The organism is Photobacterium sp. ABD4_091, assembly GCF_056160145.1.
Window position 1 is genome coordinate 2,698,762 of sequence record NZ_JBSWWQ010000001.1, and the last position, 25,939, is coordinate 2,724,700.

24 protein-coding genes are annotated in these 25,939 nt (G+C 48.7%); 16 read left to right on the forward strand and 8 right to left on the reverse strand.

The features are described 5' to 3' along the window. The first annotated feature begins 91 nt into the window (after positions 1-91). From fabD to ptsG, 10 genes are all read left to right on the forward strand, one after another. The gene (fabD, locus tag ACXAGQ_RS12435) at positions 92-1,015 is read left to right on the forward strand and encodes an ACP S-malonyltransferase (protein WP_475254147.1); all 924 of its coding nucleotides are present in this window, start codon (positions 92-94) and stop codon (positions 1,013-1,015) included. A gap of 25 nt (positions 1,016-1,040) precedes the next feature. After that, entirely contained in the window at positions 1,041-1,775 is a 735-nt protein-coding gene (gene fabG, locus ACXAGQ_RS12440; protein WP_475241911.1) for a 3-oxoacyl-ACP reductase FabG, read from the forward strand. Between the two features lie 157 nt (positions 1,776-1,932). Then, the gene (acpP, locus tag ACXAGQ_RS12445; RefSeq protein WP_007467184.1) at positions 1,933-2,169 is read left to right on the forward strand and encodes an acyl carrier protein; all 237 of its coding nucleotides are present in this window, start codon (positions 1,933-1,935) and stop codon (positions 2,167-2,169) included. Between the two features lie 87 nt (positions 2,170-2,256). Continuing rightward, a complete protein-coding gene (gene fabF, locus ACXAGQ_RS12450) occupies positions 2,257-3,495 on the forward strand; it encodes a beta-ketoacyl-ACP synthase II (RefSeq protein WP_475254148.1) in 1,239 nt (412 codons plus the stop codon). Between the two features lie 88 nt (positions 3,496-3,583). Continuing rightward, positions 3,584-4,393 (forward strand): aminodeoxychorismate lyase, encoded by an 810-nt coding sequence (gene pabC, locus ACXAGQ_RS12455; protein ID WP_475254149.1) that lies wholly within the window; start codon positions 3,584-3,586, stop codon positions 4,391-4,393. After that, positions 4,387-5,400, forward strand: a complete 1,014-nt coding sequence (gene mltG, locus ACXAGQ_RS12460; protein ID WP_475254150.1) for an endolytic transglycosylase MltG — start codon at positions 4,387-4,389, stop codon at positions 5,398-5,400. The genes pabC and mltG overlap by 7 nt, the downstream gene beginning before the upstream one ends. After that, entirely contained in the window at positions 5,400-6,029 is a 630-nt protein-coding gene (tmk, locus tag ACXAGQ_RS12465; RefSeq protein ID WP_475254151.1) for a dTMP kinase, read from the forward strand. Before mltG ends, tmk begins: the two co-directional genes overlap by 1 nt. A 1-nt stretch (position 6,030) precedes the next feature. Next, positions 6,031-7,008: a DNA polymerase III subunit delta' gene (holB, locus tag ACXAGQ_RS12470; RefSeq protein ID WP_475254152.1), complete on the forward strand. Its 978-nt coding sequence runs from the start codon at positions 6,031-6,033 to the stop codon at positions 7,006-7,008. A 51-nt stretch (positions 7,009-7,059) separates the two neighbouring features. Next, positions 7,060-7,839 carry a TatD family hydrolase gene (locus ACXAGQ_RS12475; protein WP_475254743.1) on the forward strand — a complete coding sequence of 260 codons (780 nt, stop codon included), beginning with the start codon at positions 7,060-7,062 and terminating at the stop codon, positions 7,837-7,839. A gap of 454 nt (positions 7,840-8,293) precedes the next feature. Beyond that, positions 8,294-9,724, forward strand: coding sequence for a PTS glucose transporter subunit IIBC (gene ptsG, locus ACXAGQ_RS12480; RefSeq protein WP_475254153.1), 1,431 nt, complete (start codon positions 8,294-8,296; stop codon positions 9,722-9,724). Between the two features lie 311 nt (positions 9,725-10,035). On the opposite strand, the gene ACXAGQ_RS12485 is transcribed toward ptsG, so the two are convergent. The 4 genes from ACXAGQ_RS12485 to ACXAGQ_RS12500 all read right to left on the reverse strand — a co-directional run bounded on the left by ACXAGQ_RS12485 (position 10,036) and on the right by ACXAGQ_RS12500 (position 14,021). Beyond that, entirely contained in the window at positions 10,036-11,070 is a 1,035-nt protein-coding gene (locus ACXAGQ_RS12485) for an IS110 family RNA-guided transposase (protein WP_475254154.1), read from the reverse strand. A gap of 247 nt (positions 11,071-11,317) precedes the next feature. Next, positions 11,318-12,217, reverse strand: a complete 900-nt coding sequence (locus ACXAGQ_RS12490; RefSeq protein WP_475254155.1) for a LysO family transporter — start codon at positions 12,215-12,217, stop codon at positions 11,318-11,320. Positions 12,218-12,417: 200 nt separating this feature from the next. Further along, positions 12,418-13,341: an HDOD domain-containing protein gene (locus tag ACXAGQ_RS12495; RefSeq protein WP_475254156.1), complete on the reverse strand. Its 924-nt coding sequence runs from the start codon at positions 13,339-13,341 to the stop codon at positions 12,418-12,420. A 98-nt stretch (positions 13,342-13,439) separates the two neighbouring features. Beyond that, positions 13,440-14,021 (reverse strand): LON peptidase substrate-binding domain-containing protein, encoded by a 582-nt coding sequence (locus ACXAGQ_RS12500; protein ID WP_475254157.1) that lies wholly within the window; start codon positions 14,019-14,021, stop codon positions 13,440-13,442. A 250-nt stretch (positions 14,022-14,271) separates the two neighbouring features. Here ACXAGQ_RS12500 and ACXAGQ_RS12505 point away from each other — a divergent pair, with 250 nt between their 5' ends. Further along, the gene (locus ACXAGQ_RS12505) at positions 14,272-14,898 is read left to right on the forward strand and encodes a TfoX/Sxy family DNA transformation protein (protein WP_475254158.1); all 627 of its coding nucleotides are present in this window, start codon (positions 14,272-14,274) and stop codon (positions 14,896-14,898) included. Positions 14,899-15,040: 142 nt separating this feature from the next. After that, positions 15,041-15,943, forward strand: a complete 903-nt coding sequence (dsdC, locus tag ACXAGQ_RS12510) for a DNA-binding transcriptional regulator DsdC (protein ID WP_475254159.1) — start codon at positions 15,041-15,043, stop codon at positions 15,941-15,943. A 136-nt stretch (positions 15,944-16,079) separates the two neighbouring features. On the opposite strand, the gene ACXAGQ_RS12515 is transcribed toward dsdC, so the two are convergent. The 4 genes from ACXAGQ_RS12515 to ACXAGQ_RS12530 all read right to left on the reverse strand — a co-directional run bounded on the left by ACXAGQ_RS12515 (position 16,080) and on the right by ACXAGQ_RS12530 (position 20,403). Beyond that, entirely contained in the window at positions 16,080-16,628 is a 549-nt protein-coding gene (locus ACXAGQ_RS12515) for a hypothetical protein (RefSeq protein ID WP_475254160.1), read from the reverse strand. Between the two features lie 197 nt (positions 16,629-16,825). Then, the gene (locus tag ACXAGQ_RS12520) at positions 16,826-17,815 is read right to left on the reverse strand and encodes a 2-hydroxyacid dehydrogenase (RefSeq protein WP_475254161.1); all 990 of its coding nucleotides are present in this window, start codon (positions 17,813-17,815) and stop codon (positions 16,826-16,828) included. Between the two features lie 132 nt (positions 17,816-17,947). Beyond that, positions 17,948-18,454, reverse strand: a complete 507-nt coding sequence (locus ACXAGQ_RS12525; RefSeq protein WP_475254162.1) for a response regulator — start codon at positions 18,452-18,454, stop codon at positions 17,948-17,950. Next, positions 18,451-20,403: an ATP-binding protein gene (locus tag ACXAGQ_RS12530; RefSeq protein WP_475254163.1), complete on the reverse strand. Its 1,953-nt coding sequence runs from the start codon at positions 20,401-20,403 to the stop codon at positions 18,451-18,453. The genes ACXAGQ_RS12525 and ACXAGQ_RS12530 overlap by 4 nt, the downstream gene beginning before the upstream one ends. Positions 20,404-20,670: 267 nt before the next feature. Here ACXAGQ_RS12530 and ACXAGQ_RS12535 point away from each other — a divergent pair, with 267 nt between their 5' ends. The 4 genes from ACXAGQ_RS12535 (at position 20,671) to ACXAGQ_RS12550 (ending at position 25,933) form a co-directional block, all read left to right on the forward strand. Continuing rightward, positions 20,671-21,984, forward strand: coding sequence for a DUF945 family protein (locus tag ACXAGQ_RS12535; protein WP_475254164.1), 1,314 nt, complete (start codon positions 20,671-20,673; stop codon positions 21,982-21,984). A 280-nt stretch (positions 21,985-22,264) separates the two neighbouring features. After that, positions 22,265-22,681, forward strand: a complete 417-nt coding sequence (locus ACXAGQ_RS12540; RefSeq protein ID WP_475254165.1) for a CBS domain-containing protein — start codon at positions 22,265-22,267, stop codon at positions 22,679-22,681. A 202-nt stretch (positions 22,682-22,883) separates the two neighbouring features. Further along, positions 22,884-24,287: an MATE family efflux transporter gene (locus tag ACXAGQ_RS12545; protein ID WP_475254744.1), complete on the forward strand. Its 1,404-nt coding sequence runs from the start codon at positions 22,884-22,886 to the stop codon at positions 24,285-24,287. A gap of 230 nt (positions 24,288-24,517) precedes the next feature. Next, positions 24,518-25,933 (forward strand): SLC13 family permease, encoded by a 1,416-nt coding sequence (locus ACXAGQ_RS12550; RefSeq protein ID WP_475254166.1) that lies wholly within the window; start codon positions 24,518-24,520, stop codon positions 25,931-25,933. Positions 25,934-25,939: the final 6 nt, after the last annotated feature.

Genomic DNA, 25,939 nt, shown 5'->3' on the forward strand with positions numbered 1-25,939 from the left:
TTCTTTATTTTTAGTTTGGGTGGGGCAGGATTGCCTCCTCGCCCGATTTAGCAAAACTGAGTTTTCAGTTACATAGATTAAGGATTCTCGAATGTCTAAGTTCGCGATTGTATTTCCAGGTCAAGGTTCTCAAACCGTAGGTATGCTGGCAGATTTGGCCGAGCAGTACGATGTAGTTAAGCAAACTTTTGCTGAAGCCTCAGAAGTATTGGGTTACGACCTGTGGGCACTGGTACAAAACGGCCCAGCTGAAGACCTGAACCAAACTCACCGTACTCAGCCTGCGCTTCTGACATCTTCAGTTGCTATCTGGCGTGTATGGCAAGAAATCGGCGGTGCTCAACCAGAAGTTGTTGCTGGCCACAGCCTGGGTGAGTACTCGGCACTGGTATGTGCGGGTGTGATTGATTTCAAAGATGCCGTTAAGCTGGTTGAGCTACGTGGCCAATTAATGCAAGCGGCAGTACCTGCTGGCGTTGGTGCAATGTCTGCCATCATTGGCCTGGACAACGACGCGATTGCTAAAGCCTGTGCAGAAGCTGCACAAGACCAGGTATGCTCACCGGTCAACTTCAACTCTCCTGGCCAAGTGGTAATCGCTGGTAATAAAGAAGCAGTAGAGCGTGCCAACGTGCTTTGTAAGGAAGCGGGTGCTAAGCGTGCAATGCCACTACCTGTCTCTGTACCTTCTCACTGTGCACTGATGCAACCAGCAGCAGACAAGCTAGCTGAAGCCCTAGAGAGCATCACTTTCTCTGCGCCAGCACTGCCTGTGATCAACAATGCTGACGTAGCGACCGAGGCTGACCCTGCAGCCATCAAGTGTGCGCTTGTTAAACAGCTTCACAGCCCGGTTCGCTGGACTGAGTCTGTTGAGCGTATGGCGTCTGAGGGTATTGAGTCTCTGCTTGAATTTGGCCCAGGCAAGGTATTGACTGGCCTAACAAAACGAATCAACCGTTCACTGAGCGGCGCAGCGGTTAATGACACCGCTAGCCTTGACGCTGCTAAGTAACTCATTTCATCAAAGAGGATTAACAATGAGCCTGGAAGGAAAAATTGCGCTGGTAACAGGTGCGAGCCGTGGTATCGGCCGTGCGATTGCCGAGATTCTAGTTGAGCGCGGCGCAACCGTAATCGGTACTGCAACCTCTGAGAATGGCGCAGAAGCGATCAGCGCTTATCTGGGTGACAACGGTAAAGGCTTGGCGCTGAATGTCACTTCACCAGAATCAATTGAAGCTGTGCTTAAGCAGATCAAAGAAGAGTTCGGTGATGTTGACATTCTGGTTAACAACGCTGGTATTACCCGTGATAACCTACTGATGCGTATGAAAGATGACGAGTGGCAGGACATCATGGATACCAACCTGACGTCTATCTTCCGTCTGTCTAAAGCGGTACTGCGTGCAATGATGAAAAAGCGCCACGGCCGTATTATCAGCATCGGTTCTGTAGTCGGTACCATGGGTAACGCTGGCCAGACTAACTATGCAGCAGCTAAAGCGGGCCTGATCGGCTTTACCAAATCTATGGCACGTGAAGTGGCTTCTCGTGGCATTACGGTGAACGCTGTAGCACCGGGTTTCATTGAAACCGACATGACAAAAGCCCTCAATGACGAGCAACGTGCTGCCACGCTGGCTGGTGTACCTGCAGGTCGTCTGGGTGATCCGCGTGAAATTGCAGCAGCAGTGGCCTTCCTGGCTTCTGAAGATGCTGGTTATGTGACCGGTGAAACTTTGCACGTCAATGGCGGCATGTACATGATTTAATCAAAAAAGTTGCATAACTTGATGATGCAAGTCAAACTCAACTAGTTTTCACCGAAAATCGTGGTTTGACCAGCATCTTGAGTATTGCAACTTTTGCAGTATTGAATAAACTACAGCAAATCGCATTAGCGAATTCTTGTTTTAAGGAAATAGATTAATGAGCAACATCGAAGAACGCGTAAAAAAAATCATCGTTGAGCAACTAGGTGTAGACGAAGCTGAAGTTAAGAACGAAGCATCTTTCGTTGACGATCTAGGCGCTGACTCTCTAGACACTGTTGAACTAGTAATGGCTCTTGAAGAAGAATTCGACACTGAGATTCCAGACGAAGAAGCTGAAAAAATTACTACAGTTCAAGCTGCAATCGACTACGTTGTTGGCGCTTCTGAGTAATTAAAGAACTCCCTCCAGGCGGTCACCATGACCGCCTGATTTTCTTTTGAAACCCTGTTTTATCCTCAATTCCCGGAGAATTAAATCGTGTCTAAGCGTCGCGTAGTTGTTACTGGCATGGGTATGCTATCACCGGTAGGTAATTCTGTTGAATCATCTTGGAAAGCACTTCTAGCCGGTACTAGCGGTATCAGCACTATTGAACATTTTGATGCTAGCGCATTCGCTACTCGTTTTGCTGGTATGGTCAAAGACTTCAACTGTGAAGAATACATGTCGAAGAAAGATGCCCGTAAAATGGATCTGTTCATCCAATACGGCATTGCAGCTGGCGTACAAGCATTAAAAGACTCTGGCATTGAAGTCACTGAAGAAAACGCAGCCCGTATTGGTGTTGCTATCGGTTCTGGTATTGGTGGTCTTGGCTTGATTGAAGCTAACCATCAATCATTGATGGAAAAGGGCCCGCGTAAGATCAGCCCGTTCTTTGTTCCATCAACAATTGTAAATATGATTGCTGGCCACATGTCTATCATGCACGGTCTTCGTGGTCCAAACATTGCAATCTCTACCGCGTGTACAACTGGCCTTCACAACATTGGCCATGCTGCACGCATGATCGCATACGGTGATGCTGATGCGATGCTAGCTGGTGGTGCAGAAAAAGCATCGACCCCGCTAGGTATGGGCGGCTTCGCAGCTGCTAAAGCTCTTTCTACCCGTAACGACGACCCTCAAGGTGCATCTCGCCCATGGGACAAAGACCGTGACGGTTTCGTACTGGGCGACGGCGCCGGTATGATGGTGCTTGAAGAGTACGAACACGCTAAAGCGCGTGGTGCAAAAATCTATGCTGAGCTTGTTGGCTTTGGTATGAGTGGCGATGCTTACCACATGACATCACCAAGTGCAGACGGTTCTGGCGGTGCATTGGCAATGGAAGCGGCTATCCGTGACGCTGGCATTAATGCAGACCAAATTGGTTACGTGAATGCTCACGGTACTTCTACCCCTGCGGGTGACGTTGCTGAAACGCTAGGTATCAAGCGTGCAATGGGCGCAGCAGTAGACAAGGTTATGGTGTCTTCTACCAAGTCTATGACCGGTCACCTACTAGGTGCTGCTGGCTCTGTTGAAGCTATCATCACAGCGATGGCCCTGGTTGATCAGGCTGTTCCGCCAACAATCAACCTAGAAAACCCTGATGAAGGCTGTGATCTGGACTACGTACCATGCGAAGCGCGTCAGGCAAATCTTGAGTACGCACTGTGTAACTCGTTTGGTTTCGGTGGTACAAACGGCTCGCTGCTGTTCAAGAAAATCTAACGAGAACCTGTTATCATAGAGCGGCCCGGTGTTATGCACCGGGCCGTTTTTTTATCTATCGAATTTGGAACTTTCGGCAGGCGGCAAGATGATCCTGATCAACGGGAAACCTGGCAACCAGGTTGCGGTAACAGACAGGGCGATGCAGTACGGCGATGGCTGTTTTACGACTATGCTGGTAGAAAACGGCACGATCCGGCTTTGGCCTTTTCATCTTGAGCGGTTAAAGGAAACGCTTGCTTTGTTGGCTATCTCCGAGCCTGATTGGGCTGATTTAACGAAGACTGTCAGCAACCTGGCTGCAAACTACCCAGATAAAGGCGGGCTCAAGGTGTTGATCAGCCGAGGCTGTGGTGGTCGTGGCTACAGTGGCTCAGGCTGCGAGGATACGCTAGTTGTGGTGTCTGAGTTTGCATGGCCTGCACATTATGAGCTTTGGCAGCAAGACGGTATCGAGCTGGGTGTATGTCAGCAGCGTTTGTCACATTCACCGATGCTTGCGGGTTATAAGCATCTCAACCGGCTTGAGCAAGTGATGCTCAAGCGGGAAGCGGAGCAGCACCAGTGGCTGGATGCCGTGGTCATGGATGTTGCCGGCAATGTGGTGGAATCCATTGCCTCGAATATATTTTGGCGCAAGGGCAACACCGTATATACCCCAAGCCTAGAGCTTTCTGGTGTGAGGGGGGTTATGCGACGGCATGTATTACAGTTGGTAACCGAATTGGATTATTGTTTAGAAATTGTCAATTCGCCGCTCGATAGCTTGCTTTGTGCTGATGAAGTCTTTATTACTAATGCCCTTATGGCGTTAGTGCCAGTTAATGAAATCAATGGAATAACATTTACCCAGCGTACCTTGCTGGGTGAACTGAACAAGAGGTTGTACACGTGCTAAAGAAGTTGGCAATAGCTGTGATCCTGCTGGGCCTAGTGGCTGCTGGTGGACTGGGTTGGTCGTATCAGCAAGTGAAATCATCGTTGGATATGCAGGCAGAAAACCAGCAGGAAGTCTTGTTGACTGTTAGGGGCGGTACATCATACCGTGGCCTGCTTAACCAGCTGGTTCGAGAAGATCTTTTTGCCGAGTCGCCATGGACGCGCTGGATCCCAAGGCTTGAGCCACAACTGGCAAACTTGAAATCAGGTTCGTACCAGATTGACCCAGCAATGAGCCTGAAAGAGGTTCTGGCACTGGTTGCGTCTGGCCGTGAGCAACAGTTCGCCATCACGTTGGTGGAAGGCGAGCGTTTTGTCGATTGGTTGGCACAGCTCCAACAAGCCCCGCACGTCACCCATGCAACAGACGGGATGAGCGAAGCGGATATCGCTGAAGCTCTGGGTGCGGATGTCGAAAAGCTGGAAGGTTATCTGCTACCTGAAACCTACCATTACACCGCCGGTACGTCAGATTTGGAACTGCTGCGCCGTGCTTACCGTGACATGCAGAACTTGCTGGGCACGGCATGGGATGAGCGTGATGCTGAAATTCCACTGAAAACCCCGTATGAAGCCTTGATCATGGCATCAATCATCGAGAAAGAAACGGCGGTGGATGATGAACGCGGCTTGGTGTCCTCAGTATTCATGAACCGTCTGCATAAAGGTATGCGCTTGCAGACGGATCCAACCGTGATCTACGGCATGGGTGATAAGTACGAAGGCAGGATCCGCAAACGCGATCTGCAAACACCGACACCATATAACACCTATACCATGTTCGGCCTGCCGCCGACCCCGATTGCAATGCCAAGCGAGGCGTCGGTACTCGCCGCGGTCAACCCGGATGACAGCACTTATTACTACTTTGTGGCTGATGGCAAAGGCGGCCATAAATTCTCGAGAACACTGTCAGAACACAATCGTGCTGTACGTGAATATTTAAGAACCCTAAGACAAAAATAATGACTGGTAAATTTATCGTAATTGAAGGGCTGGAAGGTGCAGGGAAAAGCACTGCCATCCAGCAGGTGACCCAAGTATTGGCTGAGCAGGGTATTGAAGAGGTGACTTCAACCCGTGAGCCGGGCGGTACCCCGTTGGCTGAGCAAATGCGTGCCTTGGTCAAGGAAGGTCACCCTGACGAACCGCTGACAGACATGGCTGAATTGCTGCTGCTTTATGCTGCCCGTTCTCAGTTGGTTGAAAATGTTATCAAGCCAGCCTTGAATCAAGGCCAGTGGGTGGTGGGTGACCGCCATGACATGTCATCGCAAGCTTACCAGGGCGGCGGCCGCGGTTTTGACCGTGCCGTGATGGAGCGTCTTCGCGACACTGTATTGGGTGATTTCCGTCCTGACTTTACTATCTATATGGATATTGACCCGGTACTTGGCCTTGAGCGCGCCCGCGGCCGCGGTGAGCTGGACCGTATCGAAAAGATGAATATCGATTTTTTCCACCGTGCCCGTGCCCGTTTCCTAGAATTGTCTGAAGCTGATCCGAGCGTGGTGATTATTGATGCGAGCCAGGCATTGGAAGCGGTGACGGCGGATATTCGCCAGGCTGTTAGGCACTGGTTGGAGCAGCAGTAAGATGCTATACCCTTGGCAGGAAAGTGTATGGCAAGGCTGGCAGCAATTGCTTGCACAGGGCAGGATGCACCACGCGATCCTTCTCATTGCCCCCCATGGTAGCGGCCGCGAAGCATTGGCTCACCATCTTGCAAAAACGGTGCTGTGCCAGAATGGGGCAGCAGGCGCTGGTGGTGAACCTTGCGGTGTTTGCCACGGCTGCAAGCTGTTCAAAGCAGGCACCCATCCTGACTTCCATGTTATTGCCCCGCTGCAAGAGGGTAAGCAGATTGGGGTCGATGCGGTGAGGCAATGTAACCGTTGGGCTGTCGAGACCTCCCAGCTTGGCGGTGAGCGAATTATCTTGATTGATGGTGCAGATGCCATGGGCGAAGCGGCAGCCAATGCGCTGCTGAAAACCCTGGAAGAGCCACCATCAGGTTGCCAGTTCATATTGCTGGCGTCTTCGCTTGATAACCTGCTGCCAACCATCAATAGCCGTTGTAACAAATGGCGCCTGGCGATGCCAAATGAGCAGGATACCAAGCGCTGGGTAGAGAAGCAGTTGATGCAGACTATCAAGCTGGAAACCGTTAGGCTTAATGGTTCTGCGCCGATCGCGACCCAGCAATTCATCGAACAAGGTCATGACATCCGCTATGCCAAACTGCTGGCGGCCTTTGCCGAGTTTTTGCGGCCACCATTTATCGGCTTGTATGATGTCGCAGGCTTGTGCACTCAGGAAGGCCACCATAGTCTTAAATGGCTGAGTTACTTCTTGGTTGACTGCCTGAAGTGGCAACAGGGCGCCACTGCGCACTTGGTGCACAGTGAGTCACTGCCTTTGGTCGAGCAGGCGGCAGGTGCTATTGCCCCAATGACCCTGCTGGATCAAACCCGTGAGGCGAATAGCCTTTACCAAAAGCTTGAACGGCATCCAGGGCTAAATGCTGAGCTGCTGATTGTCGAATGGTTAACTGGCTTTATGGGCCAACATTGATGCTTTAGTTAAAGAAGCATAATGAAACGAAAGAATACAGAGGAAAGAACCGTGCTAGTTGATTCGCATTGTCACCTGGATAAATTGGATTACGAGCAACTTCATACAGGGATTGATGATGTGTTGGCCAAGGCCAAAGCCCGTGGCATTGATTACTGCCTGTCTGTTGGGGTAACGCTGGAAAGCTTCCCGACCATGATGGAGATGATTGAACCGCATGACAACGTCTTCGCATCATGTGGTGTCCACCCGCTGGATATCGAGGCTGGCTTTGATTACGACAAGCTAAAAGAGTACGCCCAGCATGAGCGGGTGGTCGCTATCGGCGAAACCGGCCTTGACTACCACTACCAGCCAGAGCTTGCAGAGCAGCAGAAAGAGATTTTCCGCCAGCATGTGCGCTTGGCCGTTGAACTGGACAAGCCCCTTATCATCCATACTCGTATGGCACGTGAAGATACCTTGCAGATTTTACGTGAGGAAGGGGCAGAGAAGTGCGGTGGTGTATTGCATTGCTTTACTGAAAGCCTCGAGATGGCACAAGCAGCGATTGAACTGGGCTTCTATATCTCAATTTCGGGCATTGTTACCTTTAACAAAGCCTCCGAGCTCAAGAATGTTGTTAATCAGCTGCCACTAGAGCGCCTGCTTGTTGAAACGGATTCACCATACCTAGCGCCGATCCCATACCGTGGCAAGCAAAACCAGCCAGCTTATGTCCGTGAGGTTGCTGAGTATATTGGCCTGCTGAAAGGGGTGTCGGTGGAAGAAGTCGAGCGGGTAACCACAGATAACTTCTTTACGCTTTTTTCGCGAGCGAAACGAAGCTAAAGGCAAAAAAGGAGCTTGGGCTCCTTTTTTTTATACTTTTTGTTTCTCATTTATTCAATGTTCAAAAAACCTCAACAAAACCTGCAAATAAAATCCAAAAACATTAATTAAAATTGATTTTTAACTTCGTAACGTAAAGTAACACAGCTTACACTACTGAAAGATAATTACAGGTTGGTGTAGGTGGTTGTTTGTGGGTTTTTTGTGTTAATTATCAATAATTTAAATTTAATTTGTGTCTTTTGTGGTCGAAATTTTAACTGTGATCTATATTGAGTTTTGAAATTATATTTCATGACGTATTGGTAATTTTGACGGCCATCAAGTTATATTTAGCACCACATTTTATACTTACCATGTATTAAAAATGACGGTCTTATTGGCAGATGGCTACGGGGGTAGGCCGCCAATAAAGACTGAAAATCTAAATAAAACACTCACTCAGGAGCACATTATGTTTAAGAACCTTTTTGCGAACCTGCAAAAAGTCGGTAAGTCGCTGATGCTTCCAGTATCAGTACTACCGGTTGCCGGTATCCTACTTGGTGTTGGTGCAGCTAACCTTGGCTTCATTCCAGACATCGTTTCTAACCTGATGGAACAAGCAGGTGGTTCGGTATTCGGCCAGATGGCCCTTCTATTTGCAGTTGGTGTAGCACTAGGCTTTACTAACAACGACGGTGTTGCAGGTCTTGCAGCTATCGTTGGTTACGGCATCATGACCGCTACGCTAAGCGTAATGGCTGGTGTGATGGGTGTTGAGTCAATCGACACTGGTGTACTAGGTGGTATCCTAGTCGGTGGTGTTGCGGCTTGGGCATTCAACCGCTTCTTCCGTATCCAGCTTCCTGAATACCTAGGTTTCTTCGCTGGTAAGCGTGCAGTGCCAATCATCACTGGCTTCTCTGCTATCGGCCTTGGTATCGTACTATCTATCGTATGGCCACCAGTTGGTGCTGCTATCGGTGCATTCTCACACTGGGCTGCTGAGCAGAACCCAACAGTTGCATTTGGTATCTACGGTATCGTTGAGCGTTCTCTGATCCCATTCGGTCTACACCACGTTTGGAACGTTCCTTTCTTCTTCGAAGCGGGTACTTGTGTTGACGCTAATGGCGCAACTCAGAACGGTGTTCTAACTTGTTACCTAGTTGCTGATGAAGCTTCTCGTATCGCTGGTAACGGCTTTGGTCAGCTAGCGGGCGGTTACATGTTCAAGATGTTTGGTCTGCCAGCTGCTGCAATCGCAATTGCTCACAGTGCTAAGCCTGAAAACCGCGTTAAGGTAATGGGTATCATGGCATCTGCTGCTTTGACTTCATTCCTAACAGGTATCACTGAGCCAATCGAATTCTCTTTCCTATTCGTTGCTCCAGTACTATACGGAATTCACGCACTACTAGCGGGCTCTGCATACGTTGTTGCTAACATCCTAGGCTTTGTACACGGTACTTCGTTCTCACACGGTCTAATCGACTTCCTAGTTCTGTCTGGTAACGCTCAGAAGATGGGTCTGATGATTGGTGTTGGCCTAGTTTACGCTGCAATCTACTACGTAGTATTCCGCACTGTAATCAAGGCAATGGATCTTAAGACTCCTGGCCGTGAAGATGAAGATACTTCTGCAGGCGCTGCAGCTGAAGGTTCTGAGCTAGCGAAAGACCTAGTAATGGCATTCGGTGGTAAAGACAACATCACAGGTCTAGACGCATGTATCACACGTCTACGTGTTGCAGTAGCAAGCGTTGACAACGTTGACCAGGACCGTCTGAAGAAACTAGGTGCAGCAGGTGTTGTTGTAGCTGGTGGCGGTGTTCAGGCTATCTTCGGTACTAAGTCTGACAACCTGAAATCTGACATGGATGAGTGGATTCGTAACAACTAATACGAATTACTGATTCAAAATCCAAAAGGGAGCTTCGGCTCCCTTTTTGTTTTGTTGGAGCAGGTGCTAGATCCTAGAACCTAGTTCCTTATATGGACTCCCTTGAGAAATCAACAAAGGAACAAAATCAAAACAAGGTATAGATGCGCACTTATATACGGGCTTCTTTGGGGAGCTACCCCGCCCTAAAATGTAGTCGCACCAGTAAGCTAACCCTAGAAAGCGGTATCTAAGCACCTCAGGAACCATCTAGCTTTTACTGGTCGGTCTTACCTGTTTTACATCGCTCTTTGTTGATTATGACCAGTGTACTAAGCCAATCCAACAGGCTGGTACACTGAGCCATTTTTTAATATCGCATATGCTGTACGCACTGTCTTATTGGCGAGGGCTACAGCAGCTATCTTCTGTCCCCTTCTCATGACTAATGCTTGGAGCCATTGCTCTTTATGCGTTCTTGCTGGGCGTTTCATTATTTGAGTAATGACTGAAAGCGCTCCTTGAAAAAGTGTTGAACGAAGTCGCTTGTCTGCACTGTACTTTGAAATATTACCTATCCGTTCTTGGCCTCCAGAACTATGTTGCTTCGGGGTGAGACCTATCTTGGCAGAAGCCTGTCTGCCGTTTGCAAAGTTCTCTCCTCGTCCTAGTTTTACTGCCAAGCCTATCGCACTTATCGGTCCGACGCCTTCCAGCTTCATCAACTTCTGGCAAACATCGTTCGACTTTACCGCTGCTTCAAGCTGCTTTTCTAAGGATTCGGTATGCTCAATCTGGGCAAGGAGGTGATCCCATAACCGGTGTAACATTTCCCTAAAACTACCAGGTAACCGGTTATCCCCATCTTCAAGGATATAGGGTATTTGCTCTCTCAAGCTTTTGAGCCCTTTTGGAACGACGATACCAAACTCGGCTAATAGCCCTCGAATTTGATTACTTTGTGCAATTTGATGGGAGGTTGCTAATTGGCGGGCTCGCTCTAAGGATTGCAGTGCCTGTTCATCGGCCGATTGGACACGGACACTAGGGATATGCTCTTGAGCAGCAGCAACAGCTATTGCCAATGCATCATTCCTATCCGTTTTCTGCTTGATTTGGAAAGCCTTAACAGCTCGGGCATTGATGACTTTTACTTCATGCCCGAGCTCAGCAGCATACCTTGCCCAATAATGGGAACTACTGCAGGCTTCCATTGCGACTAAAGCCACTTTCTCGTTAGCAAGCAGCTCCTTGAGCTTTGCCCGGGTCATTTCCCGATTGAAGAATACTTTGCCTTGCGGGCTTCGCTTGCAAACTTGGAAAACATTCTTTGCTAAGTCGATGGCCAATGTATTAAGGTCGTTCATGTATGGACTCCTTTTGGCTAATCTTTCGTCGGATTAAGACCGTAACTCCTCAGGGAGAGGGAGTCCATACATCTAGGAACTAGGATCTACTCTTACCCAGAGCCACTCTTCTAGGAACCCGCATCTAGGATCAAGGAACTTTGTATCAATAAAAAAGCGAGAGCCTCAGACTCTCGCTTTGTTTTTGCTCTTACCTAGGTTCCAGGAACTAGGATCTAGAGACCTGCTCCTCCTGTTCCTCCCGCTCTTAAAGCGACAAAAAGAACAGCATCAGCACAGGTACAAGCAAGCTGAGGATAAACCCGCTGACAATCGCGATAGGCACGCAGCGTATACCGCCGCAGTTTTGGATCACCGGTAGGGTAAAGTCCATCGCGGTGGCGCCGGCATAGCCGATAGCGGTGCTAGGGTAGCGGCTGATCATCATAGGGATCAGGCTCAGGGCGACCAACTCGCGTAACAGCTCATTGAGGAAGGCGACACCGCCCATTACCGGGCCAAGGCTGTCACCAATCAAAATACCTGCCAACGAGTACCAGCCAAAGCCCGAGGCCATGGCAAGGCCCTGGTTGTAGGGAAGATCGAGCAGCCATGCCGCAATTAAGCCACCCGGCAAAGACGTAGCGATAATCGTTAACGCAATGATAATCCCTTTCTTGTTGAGCAAGATTTGCTTAAGGGTCATACCGCTGTTTCTCAGCTGGATCCCAATAAAGAACAGCAGAAGTAGTAGAATGACTTCACTCGCCTGATCGACCCAGCCGAGGTCAATACCCGCTAGCAAGCCGACAACTAGCCCGCCGGCCACGACAAAGATTAGCTTCATGGACTCTATCACCATATCCCGCAGCGGCAGTGTCTGGTGGCCATGCTCGGTTTCTGTGGGCATTAATTTATCTAGCAAGGGTAAGGCAAGTAGGTTGCAGCCGCTAATGATTAAAAAGAATACCAAGGTATAGGTAATGATTTGGTTGAGGTTCTGCCCAATATTGTCCAGCCCGGCTAAGCTCAGCCCCATCAGGGTCAAGATCACTAACACCAAACGGCTGGTTTGGGTATTGATGAAATCCAAAACCGCAGGTTTATTGATGGTGATGAGGTAGCCGATTATCAGCGGCAGGAAAATATAGAGCATGCCAGAGAACATGGTGGTCCTTTTTAATGTCAGAGGGGCATTGGGCGGGATTATCCATTAACCCGCATATAGTTAGCTAGTAGATAGCAAGGTGATCAAGGTCACTGTTCGAGCTTATCAGTTTGGCCGAGAATGGGTCAATATCCATTCCCTGCCAATTTATGCATTTATCACATACTGAAAGTGGGTTACAGCAAAGAGGGAGCCCCAGCCTAGAGCCCACTGTTGCTAATGACGGTTTTTAGGCGCTGGCTGAACTCTTGCGCAGGCAGGTTGGTGAGCTCATACATCACTTCGGCACCCGCGAGATCAAGCTCAACGTGGTGTTCGTCGATGGCATCGTCATTGCTTTTGAACATGAGTAGGTGGTGAGCCATACGAGCTACATCTAGGTAGTCAGTATCATCATTGCTCGACGGGTAGCGGAGAGACTGGTTGGTTGCGACTTCGAGGTAATCATTATCAAACCCCCAATGCTTTAGGATCACCTTGCTGGCTTGCTGGCAACTATGCTGAAAGACATACTTTGCGATATCGATATCAAGAAAGTTACCGCTATCAAGGTAAGCTTGGTATTCGTGGATAAGACTGAACAGGCCGATATCTGCAAACAGCCCTGCCAGCAACGCTTTTTCAGGTTCAAGTGCCTTGGGGAATTCTTCATGGTTAGCTAGATCATAGCTAATTAACGCCATTGTGGCGGCAAGTTGCCGTGAGCGGATTGCACTTTGCTTCAGCAAATCATTGCATTCTTTGCTGAAGTGATACCTGAGCTTCAGTTCTTCAATTGCTTTCGCTGTAATGATGTCCCTTACCCTAAATATCCCCAACCGGCTTACAGCAGTGTAGATATCATGGCATATCACATTACGGCGGTTGAACATCATAGTGTTGGAAATTTTGACGATGTACGCCGTGATACCAGGATCATCAATGAGTAGATCGGCAACATCCCGAACGGTGGTTTCATCATCGTCGCATAACTGCTGAAGCTTGCTAAGAACAGACGGTATTGGGGGAAGGATAAGCCGGTCTTGTTGGACGGCCGATTTAACTAGGGAGCAAAATTCTGACTCCAATCCCTTGATTATCTTGTCGTTTTCAGGTCTCAGCCAAAAAAAAGATACGTGAGTCATTTCAGTACTACGAAAAGTCTAGACTTGGTTATTCTATCGGGACTCAAGAGTGATAGATAGTAAAGACGGCATAAAATCAATACAGGATGTTTATCTGCTTAAAATTCAGCCGTGTGAAATAGCTTGTGCAGGAAGCGGGCGGTGAGCTTGGCACTGTCTTGTGTGATCAGCAACTGCTTGTAATGAACCTCAAGCGGCAGTACTTCAATCCAGCGCTGGCAGACCCAAGTCATATCATCCCACTGCGGAGATGAGTATAAGGCGCCAATTTCTGGCATTGACTGAAAAAAGAGTTTCAGCTTGTCTGCCAGTTGTTGGTCTTGGCTTCGCATCGGTGTACTTGCCCAGTTCGGGAATAGCGTACAGTCCCCTTTCATCAAGCCATCTTCCTCGAGGTGGATATCATGGATACGTACTTTTTGAACCCCTTCTGTGACTATCGATAGCAGGCCAGACTCAAGCTGATCGAAATTGACGATAGTGCACTGGGTCGCGATAGCTGGGATTTGCTTGAGCTCGTTGTCAACTTCTGACTCATTGAGCATACATACCGCAAAAGGAGGATCGCTCGCTAGCGCCCCTTTGAGCATTCTCATGAAGCGGTCTTCTATCAAGGTAAAGGAAGCCCTGCCTCCTGGCAGTATATGAACACTGGATGGATATAGGGCAATTTCTGTCATGGTGTTGCCTAATAAGGATACCCGATACTTGCAAGACGACATTAAGAGTAAAGATAGTGTCTACTGTATATTTTGGGATATAGCTTCAACTTTCACTATAAAAAATACGGTCGAAATTGCCACAATGCGCTTATTTTTTGCTCCGTAATATGTCTGAATTCTCACTTTTAAGTGCTCACTATTTCATATCTGGCGATTCTTTTTTTGTTGTGTCAAAGTCAATTTAATGACGCTATGCAGTTCGGCGCCTATGGATAATAAGCCATTAACATTTAATGGGAGAACAATTGTGCTAGGGTTCAGGGAAGAGATATTTAATTATTTGCGCGAATTTGGCGGGTTTGAGAAACGCTCCATGTTCGGTGGTACAGGCATTTTTATCGAGAATGCTATGTACGCCATCATTACCGATGAAGCATTATTCCTTCGGGGAGGCAGTGATCTTGACCGGCAACTGATGTTACTTGGTTGCGAAAAGTTCAGGCATATCAAACGCAGTACCACAGCCGTCGTAAACTATTACGATATTACGAAGATTTATCGAGAAGATGCAGAGACTTGTTCGCAGTTGGTCAAAACATCAATAGCGACATCGACATCGGATAAAAGTTATAAGATGTCTGATAAAAGCAAAAGAATCAGGGACTTGCCAAATATGCGTTTGACTCTTGAGCGGATGGTGAAAAAGGCGGGTGTCCCGGATGTCAGCAGCTTTGTTTCGCTGGGCGCCGTCGAAGTTTTTCGCAAGGTTCGTCAGAGCCACGGTAAAGATCTCGACGTGAAGCTATTGTGGATGTTCGCAGGTGCGATCGATGGCTGTCACTGGACACTGCTGAAAGAAGAGCAGAAACAGCGCTTATTACGTGATGTTGAATAAGTTGTCGGTATTAATTTAACAAAAGAAAAAAGTCACGGCCGATAGCTGTGGCTTTTCTTTATCCATATAACCTTGCCCAGATAAGCATCTGATCGCGTTTAGGTATATCATGGAGTGATAAACCCATGTTGTCTAAAGATGTATGCGACTACCACGTTTGACAGGCCCTGTATTGTCTGGGCTTCACTGTTTCTTGATTGCTGCTGACCAGATGAGCTTCACCCGTGCGGCAGAGATCTTATGCCTAACACAAAGTGCGGTAAGCCATAAGATTAAAAACCTTGAAGACTCACTTGGGGTCAAGCTGTTTATTCGCCAGCCCAGGAAGCTGACGCTGACTGATGAAGGGAAGCGGCTCAAGGAAGTGTTGGCCCTTAACTTCGGAGATATTGCCAACGAGTTGCGTGATCTCCGTACGCTAGAATTGAGTGGGGATCTCAATGTTTCTGTTCCCCCGACCTTTGCCCAACGCTGGTTGATGCCCCGCCTCAGTAGCTTTATGGAAAAATACCCCGCTTTACGATTCCACTTGCGCACCCGAAATGAGCTGGTGGACTTCCATACGGAATCATTCGACTGTGCCATCTACTTTGGCAACGGCAAATATACAGGGCTGCATGTCGTCAAGCTTATGGATGAGAGCATGGTGCCAGTTTGCAGCCATGAGTATGCTGAGCAGCATGGTTTGTACGGTAACCCGGCAAAATTGATATCTTGCATGTTGCTGCACGATGCCGCCCCCTGGGCAAGGGCCGGTAAAAACGATGAATGGCAGTACTGGGCTCAGCAAAATGGGGTCTTGCTGCCCGAGTCTGGGTGTACGTTTGACCGCGCAGACTTGGCGCTGCAGGCCGCAGAGCGGGGAATTGGGGTGGCGATGGGGCGCGCATCGTTTATTGCCGAACAGCTTCAATCCGGTCGCTTGGTTACCCCGTTTACTTTACCGGTGCCTTCGCCGCAGCATTATTATTTGGTCTGCCGCAAGGAAATGGCAACGTCTCCAAGGGTAAAGGCATTTATCGACTGGCTTGGCGAGGTGCAGTAAAGCTTCATAAGTACAAAGCTTTATACGTCTTGCCAACGCCTACCCTGAGCCAAAAGAAAACGCCCTGCTGATGCAGGGCGTTTTTTAATTTTCAGGCTATCTGTCGGTTCTTAGAACTGGTTTTTAGAACCGGTGCTTAGAACTTGAAGCGGGTTGATAGCAAGACCTGGTCACCGTAAAGTTCGTTGAAACGGCCTGTCAAACCTACCGAGAACAACTCAGTGGCGTGGAAGCGACCGTAAACACTGCCGATCACTTCTTCGTACTCATCAATGTTAAGGTGACCGATAGTACCACCGACTTCTAGCTGTGGACCCAGCCACTGGCGAACACCCAAGTTCACTTCTACACCAAACTGGCCACTTGAGCTCTTCAGCGCACCTTTGTTCTTTGCGTAGCGCGCTTTTAGTTCACCAGTGATGTCTGCCCAGTTGTTTACTGGTGCATGGAAACCTACACCTAGAGAAGAATCCCAGTCACTTTCAAACTCAGTATCAACGGTACCGGTAATGTGAGCATTAGGGTGGATAGATGTACTGAAACCAGCGCCGTAGGTCAGTGGGCTGATACCAATACGAGCCTCAGCGTAGTCGTAGCTGAAGTTGCTCATTGTCGGTTGGGCATTCGCCTGGGCAGCCGACACAGATGCCAGGACAAGACCTGAAGCAATTAGAATTTTACGCATGACAAATTTGTCCGATGGGCTAAAAATTAATTGCACTATTTTAATGGACAAAAGCCAGCGTTCATAGCAGTTTTGTAGTCTTTTGCTGTCTTCTTTTTATAAGTTTTGGCGTAAAAGTCGACAAAATTGGTAAAAATTTGTGAAGGGCAGGCGATCTCCTGCCCATAAGTTGTTGCTATATATATCGATATAGAGGATTAAATAAGCTCGTTACCTGAGCGCTTTTCTTGTTCGAACAGTGCCATGTTGTTCAATGTGGTATCGGCGATATTACCGAGGGCTTCCTCGGTAAGGAAAGCTTGGTGGCCGGTGAAAAGCACGTTGTGGCAGGCTGATAATCGTCGGAAGACGTCATCTTTGATCACATCGTTCGACTTATCCTCAAAGAACAGATCTTTTTCGTTCTCGTAGACATCTATGCCTAAAGAGCCGATTTTGCTACTTTTGAGCGCCTCGATGGCATCTTTAGAGTTGAGTAGCTCACCGCGGCTGGTATTGATGATCATCACGCCATCTCGCATTTTATCGAACGCGTCGGCATTGAGCATGTGGTAGTTTTCCTCGGTCATCGGGCAGTGCAGGATAATGACATCTGCTTGGCGGTAAATGTCATCCAGACTGGTGTATTCCACACCAAGCTCAATCGCAACCGGGTTCTGGTACGGGTCGTAAGCAAGAATGTTCATGCCTAGCCCCTTGAGTATGCGGATGGTCGCAATGCCTATTTTGCCGGTGCCGATCACACCGACTGTTTTGCCATGGAAGTTAAAGCCGGTAAGGCCCTCTAATGAGAAATTGGCATCCCGTGTGCGCTGGTAAGCGCGGTGGATACGGCGGTTGAGGCTTAGCATCAGGCCAAGCGTATGCTCTGCAATGGCTTCCGGTGAATAGGCCGGTACGCGGACAACTTGAATGCCAAGCGATTTTGCCGCGTCAATATCCACCTTATCGTATCCGGCACAGCGCATCGCGATCAGTTTTACTTGGTTCGCTGCCAGGGCTTCTAGTACCGGGCGGCTTAGATCATCGTTAACGAAAGCACAAACGGCATCGTAGCCCTGAACGATTTTGACGGTTTGCGGGGTTAATCGGAAGTCATAAAAATCAAGCTGGTGAGTGTAATGCTGGTTGATCAGCTCGAAGGAGTTTTGGTCGTATTTTTTGGTGCTGAAGACTGCAACTTTCATGGGCCACCTTTTCGGGTTGACTGTTCCTCGGTATATGCCTTGGAGTAGTGTAATTGATCTTATTGTTTTGTGATCAAGGTAACACTTTTGTCTCAACCCGAAAAGGTTTGTATGACAATTAATTTTGTAGGGTTATATATCCGACAGCGATAGCCGGCGATGGCTCAGCGCCTCCATGATCCGATTGGTATCAAGGACCTGCATCCATGTCAGTAACTCAGCCTCTGATTCGTTGTCGATTACAAAGGTTGTCAGCTGATCGATGACGATCTGCCTTAGCTGATCACCATTCCACGGTTTGGCGATGTAATAATCCAAGCTGGCATTGTTGACGGCCTGCACAGTTTCTTCCAACCCAGCCTGCCCGGTTAGCAGTACCTTGCGGGCGTTGCTGGACTCTTCCTGGTGTTTAAGTTCGATAAGGAAGTCGATACCGGTCTCACCGGGCATGATATGGTCACAGAGGATCAACGCCAGTGGGATATGGTCAGCAATGGTGTCGGCAAGGACTTCTTTTGCTTCATCGACGGACTCGGCGGCTTCGATAACGAAGTACTCTTCAAGCGAACGTAGATCATTGATGACGCTGTCCAGTACTTCCCGTTCGTCATCGACACAAAGGATCAGGTATTTGTTCATAGGCTCTCCTTAATTGCCTCGCCTAAAGGCAAAGTCACTATCATTCTGGTAAATGCACCGGGTTCGGATTCCACCCTGATGATGCCGTTGTGTTGATGGATGATCTGTTGGCAGACAGATAACCCGATACCAAGACCAAAGTTGCCTTCACGCTTGGTGGTAAAATTAAGTTCGAAGATTTTGCCCTGCTGATCGAGGGGGATCCCCTTGCCGTTGTCTTCGACCATGACCTCTATGGCAGGAGCTGAGGGGGAGCCAAACTCAACCTGCCGGGTAGAAACTGTTATTTTTCCCGGCTCATCCACCGCATCCAGCGCGTTGGAGATCAAGTTGGTCCACACTTGCTGAAGCGCTATCGGCTGGCAGCGTAACGGTGGCAGAGGGCTGTATTCCTTAGTGATCAGATGACGCTTGAGTTTGTTCTCGAAAATCACCAAGGTGTCTTCCAGTCCTTCATGGATATCGACTGAGTCCACCGATTCATCATCCTGCCTAGCATAGCTTTTTAAGCTCTTGACCAAATCAGCAATACGTTTGGCGCAGACATTGATAGAGCGCAGAAAATTACCCATCTGATAGTAATTCTCCCACTCGCCCAAGACCTCAGGCAGGTTGTTTTTCTGCGGTTTCAACCACTCCCTGATGTGGACTTCATCATCGATACCCATCTGAACGACCTTCCGGGCGAGTTGCCTATCGCCAAGTACTTCGGTTAAGCCTTTTGCCCGCTGGCGGGCTTCGGAAGTGGACAGCGGACGCGAGAGCATTGCTTGGTGCATGATGTCGTTTCCGCGGTCTTGGTTTTCGTGGCTTAACGGGGTTTTCGTAATGCTGCCAATCGTCTGTTTGAGCGTGTCGCTGCCTCGCAAAATTGCCGATACAGGATTGTTGAGCTCGTGCGCCACACCGGCGACTAATTGGCCCAGCATGGCCATTTTTTCTTTTTCGATCAGCTGATGGTAGGCGGCATCTAGTGATTTTAGAGTCTGCTGTAGTCGCATTTCAGTCTGGATACTGCCCTTGAGGCGACGATTGAAATTACGCAGCAGCAGGTTGGTAAAAAGCGGCAATAACTCACTCCTCGAGTTCATCACCTGGTTGAACAGCTCCCGATCTAGCTTGATAACATCCGTTCCACACAAGGTGACGCCGGTTGAGAAGGAGGTTTCGCCAGAAATGAAAGACATCCCACCGACCAGGTGACCAGGACCTGCCCTTACTACCTCATGGCGGCAGCCATGCTCATCCTTCTTATACAGGGCGACTTCGCCGCTAGTGATAAACCACAGGAAGTTATTAGGTTCACCTTCCTGGGTGAGAATATGGTTGGCACTGTAACTGCGGCAGGCTCGGGTTTCATCATTGCTGGCAAAGAAATCGTTCAGTGCATCAATAACCTGATTGGCCAGGCTGGTGTCGTCGAGGGTGTGGCTATGCTGAATAAAACCGGATCGAAAGCGTGACATCTGCCGTTCGATATGGGCATTGAGGATCCTGCGGTGGTCCAGCAGTTGGCTATACTTGAGCCAGTCTTCGTCCGGGTGCTTCAAGACAAAGTGGGTCAGCTCTTTGAGTAGCACTTGCTTGAGCTCTTGCGGGCTCCAAGGTTTGGTAAGGCAGTAATGTAGCCTGCCTTCATTGACAGCCTGCATAATGGCATCCAGCTGCGGCATATCATTGAGCAGCACCGAGCGTGCCTGTTTGCTTGCAGGGTACTGGTCAAGGGAGACCAAGAAGTCAACGCCCCTGTCATCACCCAGCTCGTTGTCGCAAATGACCATTGCTACCCGTTGATTTTTTTGCTCAATATCAGCGAGCACCTCATTAGCCTCGGCGATGCTATAAGCATTATAAATATCGAACAAGTCAGCAAAGGCCGCGAGATCTTGGTTGAGTTTTTCAACAACAAGCGGCTCATCGTCCAAACAGACAATCGCAAAACTATTCACCGTTACACCCTTCACGTCAAAATACTGCTATGTTGCTGTTATATTTAGCTACTTTGACTTTAAGTGTATAAGATTCCATCACATTGGATTGAGAGCCAACTAGCAATCGCGTGAGATTATTTCGGTTATTGAATCAGGATGTGACACTGAGTCGATTTGTAGGAGAAGGGAAAAATTCCCTGTAAATCAATGTGAATTGGTAAATTCATTGTTCAGCAAGCTATGATAGACTGAGTTTTTGACCTTCAGAGCTGGGATATAAAAATAATGCTAGGAAAAATCGGTGCCGTTGGCGGCGCAGTGGCGGTTGCACTGTGCTGGCCTTTTGCGACTGGCCAAATTGGCGAGCGTATTTATCAGGATACACTGGGCCAGTACGAGAACCCGTACCTTGCTGTGACCAACGATACATACCAGCGCGGCTACCTGAACTCCGAAGCCGTTTCTAAAATTGAGCTTAAAGATGAGCTGAAGTTTCTTTTCGAAGATGAAGGCTTGCCGACGGTGTGGTTTGTCAAACACCATGTCAGCCATGGTTTGCTGGGCGTATCGTCGACCAGTGAGCTATTGGTCGATGATGAGCTAAAACCAATGGCTGATGCGCTGTGGGGAGAGGGCGTTGCACCGGTTACTTTTACCACCAGTACCGCGCTGACCCGCAAGACGGACTTCACTTTCCAGATTAACCCTATCGAAGAGAAAGAACTCAACGGAACCAGTATTGCCGTTGCACCTTTTGTTATGCAGGGGACCGTCAATGCGAAAGGGGCAGGGGAATTCCAGTACCAACTTCCATCAGCGAGCCTAACGACGACTGCACATGAGGAAATGGTGCTAAGCGGTCTCCAAGGCGGCGGAAAAGGCTATTTGGATGGCCAGTTTTGGATTGGTGACCAAGCCCTGACCCTTGATAAGGTGAGCTTTATCGACCTGAATTCCGAGCAAAGCCTAGATATGGCAGGGCTAGACGTTGGGATGAATAATATCCTGACCCAGCCAGAAGCGGCAGAAGGCGAAGAGAAGGCCGGGCAGCAGCTGGCTAATACTAACCATATAAAGGTGGGCAAACTGGTATTGCTTGATGGTAGTGAATATCAAAATTTCAATTTCCAGATGGCTTTCTCTGAACTCGACTACCCTGCGCTAAGCCTATTGGGTGATATGACGGATGACCTGGAAGAGCCTTTAACCGAACAGCAAGCGCAGGAAGTATCTGCTGCGCTTGATGCTTTGGTGGCAAAAGGCCTGGCATTCTCGATCAGTGACCTGAGTGTATTGGCACCGGAAGGCCAAGTAACAAGCCGTTTGAATATGAACATTGCCCCGGGGATCAGCAATATCTCCCAGAACATCGGTCAAATCGCTCAGAACTTAGGTGGTGATATCCACCTTAGCCTGCCAGTTGAACTGGTCGAGGCTGATCCGCTGCTTAGCGAGCGGGTCGACATGCTTGAGCAAAGTGCGATTGTCGATCGCAATGCCACCCATTACTTGCTGGATATGCAGATCGACGGTGACAAGGTGATCCTATCTAATGGTGATCAGCTACCTTTTGCCATGCTGTTTATGCTGTTCATGTAAGTAGTTGCTAATCGTCAAGCCAATGAAAACCGCCGTCTGTATCGGCGGTTTTTTCGTTTTGGGGAAACAGATAAAGGTGGTGTTTTGCTTTATGAAATCAGTAAATAGGTCATACCTATTAATAAAATCGTTTTTTTCAATTTAGTAATTTCAAGGAAATAGACGACACTTATATCAAAAGGAGGTGCTCCTCGGAGTAGGAGGGCCAATCTGAAAAGTTACCGCGAAGGGCTGTCATCAGAGTAGTAGGCAGTTCAAGCAAGTATGATTAGGGGGATATATGGAGTCGTTGAAGGTCAAGGATTATATGAATGTGCGTCCGGTGACATTCGAACCGAAGATGTCTCTTTCCAAAGCGCTGGACAAACTACTTTCAGCCAAGCAAATTGGTGGCCCGGTAGTTGATGAGACACGCAAGGTTGTCGGTTTCTTGTCTGAGCAGGATATGATCCATAAATTACTGAAAGTCGGCTATTACTGTCAGGATACACACACTGTCGAAGAGTGTATGCACTCGGATGTACTAACAGTGTCTCCAGAAGATTCGATTATTGAGCTAGCCGATACCATGGCCGGACAAAAACCGAAAATCTATCCAGTGGTAGAAAACAACCAGTTGGTGGGAGTGATTACCCGCCGAGACGTACTGACAGCGATCAGCAATCAAATTGGTGATTGCTTCAAGCACCCGGTTTAGTGGATGTGATGTGACAACATAAAAGAAAGGCGCACTCAGCGCCTTTCTTTTATTCCCTATTACCCCGGGTGTTTTTCAATGCTTGCAAGGAGAGCCAGTGGCAAAGCCGTCCCAACCCACTAAAGAGAACAATAACTCGCAGCTGAAGGCAGACAAAGACGCTAAGTTTGTCATCGGCTCACCCATGAAGCACATTGTGGTGATGTCTGGCACCGGAGCGGTTGGCTTGATGGCATTGTTCCTGGTCGACTTACTCGATATGTTCTTCATCAGTTTACTTGGTGAAATCGAACTTGCGGCGGCCATCGGTTTTGCGGGTACCTTGGTTTTCTTTACCACCTCGGCTTCTATTGGTACGTCCATTGCGATGGGGGCGCTGGTTTCCCGGGCTTTGGGTGCGAACCAGCGCGAAAAAGCAAGGTGTGTGACGGTAAATGTCATGATCTTCGCGGTTATCTTCAGTGCAGTGCTGGTTTCTGTTGTTCTCGATAATTTGCAGTCCTTGCTCGCGATGATTGGGGCAAAAGGTGCTGTCGCTGAAGCTGCAACGGATTATTTAACGATCTTAATGCCAAGCGCCCCTGTTGTGGCAGTATCGATGGCCGCAGGCGCTGCACTTCGGGGGATTGGTGATGCTCGTCGCTCCATGTACGCGACCATAATTGGCGGGGCGGTGAATGCGGTCCTCGATCCCTTATTTATCTTCGGCTTCTCTATGGGGGTTGAAGGCGCGGCAACGGCGTCTGTTTTCGCCCGAGTAGCGGTGATGGTCTTTTCAATTCATGCAGTGATTGTTCATCATAATTTAGTCGCCCGGCCTAATATCGGCTCTTTCTTATCTTCTTTGTTGCCCATTTCTGCCATTGCGTTTCCGGCAATTCTAACCAATACTGCGACCCCGATAGGCAATGCTATCGTGACTAGCAATATCGCCCAGTTTGGTGAAAGTTATGTAGCCGGTTATGCGGTTATAGGCCGAATTATGCCCGTGTGTTTTGCCCTGGTCTTTTCGCTATCGGGGGCAATCGGCCCGATAATAGGCCAGAATTTCGGTGCAGGGCGTTGGGATCGTATTCTTCGCTCGCTCTCTGACGCGCTGATGTTTGTGACTGGCTACTGTGTGGTGGTATCAGTGTTGTTATGGCTAGGGCAAGATTGGCTCATAGCGGCATTTAGTTTGGAAGAGGATGCGGCAAGCCTTGTCTCGGTATTTTGTACTGTTATCGCTATTACTTTTATCTTTAATGGCGCCATGTTTGTTGCCAATGCAGCTTTTAACAACCTTAATCGCCCGACGTGGTCAACAGCGCTTAATATGGGAAAAGCCACCTTGGGTACTATCCCGTTTGTTTGGTTAGGTGGTAAGTTAGGCGGTGCGGAAGGTGTATTGATGGGGCAGGCGGTAGGAACCATTGTGTTTGGTATCTTCAGCGGCATGCTGGTGGTTAACCAGGTCCGGAAAATGGCTTCTGAGCATGAGCAACAAGAGGAGCAGTCTGAAATCCTTGAACCAAGCGTACCACTGACTCCGTTTTGTTCATCAAGGACTTATATGGGACATGAAGATGTTATCGATGAGACCTTGGCAACAGACACCAAAACGTAAATCTCATTTTTTAATAAGTCAATCATCAAAAATAGTTATATTTCACTGGTTTATTGATCTGCTCCGGTGAAATTTCCCTTCTATAGACGCACAATCACCCAATCTGGATTTTTACCGGTAGACGCAAGCGCTACCGGTGCTGCTGTTGCTGCAGGCTTTTTATTGATGAAAAGCTGTTTTTAGTAGTGGCAGGCACACAAGATTTTGTGTTTTAAGGGAATAATGTAAACATGCGTCAATATCTAAGGGTGATCATACCCGTTCTCATTCCACTCATCATTCTGCTGCTGCCGGCATCAGCGTTTCCTGTCGAAGGGCTAACCGTTGTACAGCAGCGTGTTATAGCGATCTTTTTGTTAGCAGCCTTGTGCTGGGTGCTGGAGCCGATCCCAATCTACGCCACCTCAGTGGTGATCATTGTGCTGGAGCTCATGTTGCTCTCTGACAAAGGGCTTTACCTGTTCAGGGGGGCTGAGGGGCAACCTCATTTCGGTGAGCTACTCAGCTACAGCGACATTATGGCGACCTTTGCCAGCCCGATCATTATGCTGTTCCTCGGTGGGTTCTTCCTTGCTATGGCCGCAACCAAGTACCGCCTCGACGTTAACTTGGCGCGGGTATTGTTGAAGCCATTCGGCACCCAGCCGAAATACGTTATGTTCGGGCTGATGCTGATCACTGCCATCTTCTCGATGTTCATGTCAAACACAGCTACCACCGCCATGATGCTCTCTATTCTGGCGCCAGTGATTGCACTGTTCGGTGCTAAAGACCCGGGCAAAATTGCCTTTGCCTTGTGTATTCCGGTTGCCGCTAACATTGGTGGTATTGGTACCCCTATCGGCACCCCGCCGAATGCCATTGCATTGAAGTACCTGACGGGCGATAACCTGATCACCTTCGGTGAATGGATGTTCTTTGGTGTGCCGTTTGTCGCTGTTTTGTTGGTGTTTGCCTGGGTACTCATTAATGCGCTATACCCAGCGAAACAAGAAAAAATCGAACTGACCATCAAGGGCAAGTTCCTGATGACCCCGAAGGCGGTCACTGTTTATGCCACGTTCACACTGACGATTATCCTGTGGTTGATGGGGTCATCCCACGGTATGAACTCTTACACTGTTGCCCTGATCCCGGTTGCGGTGTTCTCGTTGACCGGCATTATCAACAAGGAAGATTTGAAAAAAATCTCTTGGGATGTGCTTTGGCTTGTCTCGGGTGGTATCGCCCTTGGCCTAGCATTAGACCAGACGGGGCTTGCAAAGCTCATGGTGCACAGCATTCCGTTCGACAGCTTCTCGCCATACATCGTATTGGGTGGCTCGGCACTGCTATGCCTGGTCATGGCGAACTTCATGTCCCATACCGCGACGGCAAACTTGTTGATGCCAATTATGGCCGCCTTAGGGACATCCATGGTATCGCTGGTGCCATTGGGAGGTGAAATTACGCTGATTCTTGTGGTGACGTTTGCCGCGTCGCTGGGTATGTCTTTGCCGATCAGTACGCCACCAAATGCACTGGCCCATGCAACGGGCCATGTCCAGAGTAACCAAATGGCCCGGGTAGGGGTGATCATTGGGGTAGTCGGTGTGGTACTGAGTTTTGCCATGATCTGGCTATTGCATCTGATTGACCATATCTAAGCATGT